Raw genomic sequence first — 686 nt, 5'->3', positions numbered from 1 at the left:
AGAAGGCGGCCACGAAGAAGGCGACCTCGACCGCCAAGAAGACCACGGCGAAGAAGTCCACCGCCAAGGCCACCCCGGCGGCCAAGAAGTCGACCGCCAGGAAGACCACGAAGGCCACGCCGGCGCGTTCGACGGCCAAGAAGACCACGGCGAAGAAGTCCACTGCCAAGAAGTCGACGACCAAGCGGACTGCACGCGCCCGCTGACCCGAACTGCCACGACGAGGACCGGCACCGCCACGGTGCCGGTCCTCGTCGCGTCGGGTGGGCTGGCGGACTAGCGGATCGCCTCGCCGTCGCCGATCCCTCGGATCCACAAGCGGGTCAAGGCACCCTCGCCGAGGACGACCGAGACCCGCTGGCCGGTGCGGAGGTGGCGCAGCCCACTCCTGGCGAAGACATCGGTGTCGAAAGGCACCTCGCGACCGTCGTCGAGCAGCACGCTGCCGCTCCCGGTGGACGGGTCGAAGTGGTGCACGCTCGCCTGCATGTGCTCAGGCTAGCGCCGGCCGGCGAGGACGCCGCGGGTGTGCGGACCGAGGCCGAGAGTGGAGGCAGCGGTGAGGCCCTCGTCGTCGTCGACGTCGGTCCGCAGCCTCGGGAGGGCCAGCTCGAGCCGGTGGGCCCGCTCGGCGTGGGCCCGGGCCGATCCCGGGCCGAACCGGGGCTCGAGGTCGCCCCGGCGCT

Annotated in this window: 3 protein-coding genes; all 3 read right to left on the bottom strand. The window is 71.9% G+C overall.

Going from position 1 to position 686, the window contains the following annotated elements; all coding sequences use genetic code 11:
- Positions 1 to 184 (bottom strand): hypothetical protein (locus FRW57_RS22445; RefSeq protein WP_203230518.1); only part of this gene is annotated, 184 nt, incomplete at its 3' end.
- 92 nt (positions 185 to 276) lie between these two features.
- Positions 277 to 489 carry a cold-shock protein gene (locus FRW57_RS22440; protein ID WP_137121814.1) on the bottom strand — a complete coding sequence of 71 codons (213 nt, stop codon included), beginning with the start codon at positions 487 to 489 and terminating at the stop codon, positions 277 to 279.
- 9 nt (positions 490 to 498) lie between these two features.
- The coding region (locus tag FRW57_RS23770) for a hypothetical protein (protein ID WP_476748675.1) at positions 499 to 686 on the bottom strand (188 nt) is incomplete at its 5' end.

The organism is Segeticoccus rhizosphaerae (genome assembly GCF_009192725.1).
Classification (GTDB): Bacteria; Actinomycetota; Actinomycetes; order Actinomycetales; family Dermatophilaceae; genus Segeticoccus; species Segeticoccus rhizosphaerae.
The sequence above is the reverse complement of the archived record's forward strand: the minus strand, read 5'-3'. Positions and strand labels throughout refer to the sequence as shown.

Bases quoted from the DNA above. Each gene is read 5' to 3' on its own strand.
- FRW57_RS22440 (WP_137121814.1), bottom strand. From the start codon at position 489: ATGCAGGCGAGCGTGCACCACTTCGACCCGTCCACCGGGAGCGGCAGC.